This is a genomic window from Leptospira montravelensis, assembly GCF_004770045.1.
In the GTDB taxonomy this organism is placed as follows: Bacteria; Spirochaetota; Leptospiria; order Leptospirales; family Leptospiraceae; genus Leptospira_A; species Leptospira_A montravelensis.
In genome coordinates, this window is record NZ_RQFO01000021.1 from 1 (window position 1) to 4235 (window position 4235).

5 protein-coding genes are annotated in these 4235 nt (G+C 34.8%); all 5 read left to right on the top strand.

Annotation, left to right across the window (positions count from 1 at the left end):
- The first annotated feature begins 104 nt into the window (after positions 1-104).
- The 5 genes from EHQ31_RS18640 to EHQ31_RS18660 all read left to right on the top strand — a co-directional run bounded on the left by EHQ31_RS18640 (position 105) and on the right by EHQ31_RS18660 (position 3949).
- The gene (locus EHQ31_RS18640; protein WP_135568634.1) at positions 105-896 is read left to right on the top strand and encodes a class I SAM-dependent methyltransferase; all 792 of its coding nucleotides are present in this window, start codon (positions 105-107) and stop codon (positions 894-896) included.
- Positions 897-1184: 288 nt separating this feature from the next.
- Positions 1185-1478, top strand: a complete 294-nt coding sequence (locus EHQ31_RS18645) for a BrnT family toxin (protein ID WP_135568636.1) — start codon at positions 1185-1187, stop codon at positions 1476-1478.
- Positions 1468-1770: an antitoxin gene (locus EHQ31_RS18650; protein WP_100745227.1), complete on the top strand. Its 303-nt coding sequence runs from the start codon at positions 1468-1470 to the stop codon at positions 1768-1770. Before EHQ31_RS18645 ends, EHQ31_RS18650 begins: the two co-directional genes overlap by 11 nt.
- 215 nt (positions 1771-1985) lie before the next feature.
- Complete coding sequence (locus EHQ31_RS18655; RefSeq protein ID WP_135568638.1) at positions 1986-2981, top strand: restriction endonuclease; 996 nt, start codon at positions 1986-1988, stop codon at positions 2979-2981.
- Positions 2982-3409: 428 nt separating this feature from the next.
- Positions 3410-3949 (top strand): hypothetical protein, encoded by a 540-nt coding sequence (locus EHQ31_RS18660; RefSeq protein WP_135568640.1) that lies wholly within the window; start codon positions 3410-3412, stop codon positions 3947-3949.
- Positions 3950-4235 lie beyond the last annotated feature (286 nt).

Here is a 4235-nt window from a genome sequence, read left to right on the forward strand (position 1 = left end):
AAGTGTCGTTCCAGTCCCTAACGTCCCGTTAACGGGACTCAGGGTCAGCCTACGTCGTTAAGGCTAGTTCGTTATGCGTAATAGTTGGAACTCTATATAAAAACATGGAAACTTACGATAAAATCGGGCTTAATTATAATAAAACAAGAAAAGTTGATCATAGAATTGCTTCTATTATCGAAGAAAACCTACAACCAAACGGAATTAACCTTAAGTTATTGGATGTTGGTGCTGGAACCGGAAACTATTCAAATTTCTTCTCAGCAAAAGGATATAATGTTACTGCACTTGAGCCTTCGGACATTATGCTTGCTCAAGCACCACAAAACAATAACATTAAATGGATAAAAGGTTCCGCTGAACATATCGACATTCAGGACAATTTTTTTGATGGTGTTTTCTCGGTTCTAGCGTCTCATCATTTCAATAAATTACAATTAGCTATTTCGGAGATAAATAGAACTTTAAAATCTAAACATTTTGCTGTCATTTTTACTGCAGATCCTTCACTAGTTAGCAAAAAATCATGGCTATTTGATTACTTTGAAATTGTTTTTGAAAAAGCTATACCAAATTATATTAATATTGAAAATTTTAAATCCCTGATTCAATATACTGCGAATACAGATGTTAAGATAATTGATTATCCCCTACCAGATAATCTTACAAATAACTTCTTTGCCTCCGGGTGGAAAAAACCTTCCTTGTATCTTGATCAAAATTTTATATCTGGAATTTCTCCATTAGCTAGTTTAGAAACAAATACATTAAATCTAATCCAGGAAAGACTTGAAAACGATTTAAAGAATGGAACTTGGAATAATAAATACGGACAAATTTTGGAAGAAAACCATTTTGATGGCGGATATCGATTCTTGGTTTGGCAAAAATCTTAACACCAACTACTACGCATAACAGCAACTAACCGCTTCGCTTCGGGACTTACGCCCTCGCTCGGTCTGCGACACATAGGCTTCTGGCACTCCTCTTGCTTACGCAAGCGTCGTTCCAGTCCCTAACGTCCCGTTGGGACTCAGGGTCAGCCTACGTCGGTTAGTCTAGTTCGTTATGCGAAATCGTAGGAATCTAAACCTATCGAACCTGCTAAAACATTAAAAAAATAAAGAAAAAAGTAAAACAAAAGCAATTGACACAAGGCACACATTGTCATCAGATATGTTTAAGTGAAGAATTATCGGTGGGATATTAAGAAAGACGAAATCCTAAGAAAAGAACGTGGTATTTCTTTTGAATTAATCCTTTTTCAAATTGAAAACGGGTTTCTCTTAGATATCATTAAACACCCAAATAAAGATAAATATCCTAACCAATCAATTTTCATTATTGAGATAGAAAACTACGTCTACTTAGTTCCTTTTATCGAGAATAAAGACGAAATTTTCCTCAAAACTATTATACCTAGCAGAAAAGCTACACGCAATTATCTTTCAAAAGAAGGTGACGACAATGAAATCTAAAATAGATAAAATACCAAAAAAGCTCCCTACACTTTCTAAGGAAGAAAATGATATTCTCGCTTCATATGAAGCTGGTGAATGGAAATCAATCGGATTGAATAATAAATTGATTAGCAGTTACCAAAAAGCTGCTTCTGCAACACTGGCAAAAAACAAAAGAATAAATATTCGGCTCAATCAATTAGATTTACAATCAATTCAAAAAAAAGCATTTGAAGAGGGTTTACCTTACCAAACCTTTATTTCTAGCTTAATTCATAAATTTGTTACTGGTAAATTAGTAGAGAAATAGTTTAGCAACCTACGACTTCGCATAACAGCAGGGAAACGCTGCGCTTCGGCACTTACGGCCTCGCTTGGGCTGCGCCACATTTCCCTTCTGGCATTCGCTCGCATACGCAAGCTACATGCCAGTCCCTAACGTCCCGCCGGGACTCAGGGTCGGGAAACGTCGATTAGCCTAGTTCGTTATACGCAAGTTCGCAAAATCTAAATAAAGGAACATAAATGAAAACATGGATGATTAGAGCTGGAGAAGATGGATATCTTTTCGATGAATTTAATGAAAAAAATTTAATTGGAATTGGTTGGAACGAAGTCGGTGATCTCAAAAATTTAACAGTCGAATCAAGTATTGAAGAAAAAGTAAGGATGCTATATCCTGACTATAAAGAAGGAAAAATAATTTCGACCAAATCTCAGCTTAAAAAATTTGTTTTAGACTTCTCGCTAAATGATTATGTAATCACATACAATCCAAATAGTCGGATTTATTTATTTGGAAAAATTACTGGAGACTATCAATTCATCAAAAATGGTATCAATGATTATTACCATAATAGAAAGGTCGAATGGATTAAAACAATCGGACGTGACAGATTATTGCCAAGCACTAAAAATACTCTAGGTTCATCTTTAACAATATTTGAGTTAACGGAGGAAATACAAAATGAATTTCTGAATTTAGACATTGCTAATGTAAGCACAGCAAATACATCTAATAACCTAGATGATAGCGAAGAACTTCAAATCATAAAAGAAGATTTCGAGCTTAAAGCTCACGAATTCATAAAGGATAGAATTTCAAAAATATCATGGGAAGAAATGCAAGAATTAGTTGCCGGACTGTTAAAGGCGATGGGATATAAAGCTCGTGTTTCGAAAAAAGGTCCTGACAGAGGAAGAGATATAATTGCATCTCCAGATGGATTAGGCTTAGAAGAACCCAGAATTGTAGTAGAAGTAAAGCATCGAACTACATCAATGGGAGTGACTGAAGTAAGATCATTTCTCGGTGGATTAAGAGAAAAAGATAGAGGTATATTCGTCTCAACAAGTGGATTTACAAAAGAAACTAAGTACGAAGCGGAACGCTCAGTAATTCCCTGCACATTAGTAGATTTAGATCATTTAGTTGAACTCATAATTGATAATTATGATAATTTTGATCCTTATTCTAGATCAATATTACCACTAAAGAAACTTTACTGGCCACAAAACTAAAAAATGCGAACCAGCGTATAACAGCGGGGAAACGCTTCACTTCGGCACTGCCGGCCTCGTTCGGGCTACGCCACATTCCCTTTCTGTCACTCGCTTGCATACGCAAGCTACGTGCCAGTCCCTAACGTCCCGTTACTGGGACTCAGGGTCAGGGAACGTCGTCTCCCCTAGTTCGTTATGCGCAAGGCCTTAAATTAAAAACATTTACAAAAACAGATATAAAAATAATAGACCAACTATTAAGATTACATAATGCAAGCTCTTATAATTCCTTAGCAAATATTCTCTTTGATATAAATGGCTATTATGGCCTAGTATCAAATTTTTACTATGAATTCATAAATAACGAAAAATGCCTATTAAGAATTGAAAAAAGCTATTTCGACTACTTCGTAAAACAAAATGGCATTCAAGACATTCGAAAATTAATGGATACTCTAATCTTTGATTTAGCTTATATTACCGATATATTGAATTATCTAATTGATAATAAATTTTTAATGACATTTAAAACTGAAAATACTGATAGACTCGGTTTACCAATTGATGGTGAACAGTATCTGATATACGATCACATTGATCCAAATTTACAAAAAGATATTATTAGATTAACAAACTTAACTTTTCTACCTACAGAAAATTTATATGAATTAAAAAAAAATAACTATCTAGATTCTGAAGAATTAAGATTCCGCTCTGAAAAAAAACATCAAAAATTAACAAATATTTTAAGTATATCCTCTATCGGGATTTCGTTCGTAAGCTTAATCGCCTCCGGTATTATTGGATTTAAACAAGTTTACAATATTCAGGAAATAAGAATTTCAGAAGGTAAACTAGTCGTAGAACCAAGTGAAAAATATCTAGAAACTACTGAATCAGAAACTTCAAAAATCATCGAAGCCATAAAAGAATCAAAAAAGATAATAATAAAAAATAAAATTAAAATAAATAATGATCAGTATTAAGTCACAGCGCATAACAGCGTCTTCCCGCTACGTTTCGGCACAAGGCCTCACTCGGCCTACGGCAAATTCCCTTCCGTCACGCTTCTCGCTCCGCAAGAAGACGCGCCGACGCCAACGCCTCCTGCAGAGGCTCGGCTACAGGGAACTTCGGGAAGACTAATTCGTTAAGCGCAATTCTGAAAATTCAATTTAAAAAACAATGAATCAAATTACTGGAGAAGAAATCCTTAATTTAAGGTCCAAATCTGGAAAAATTGAAAAGATACAAACTTCATACATTGATATA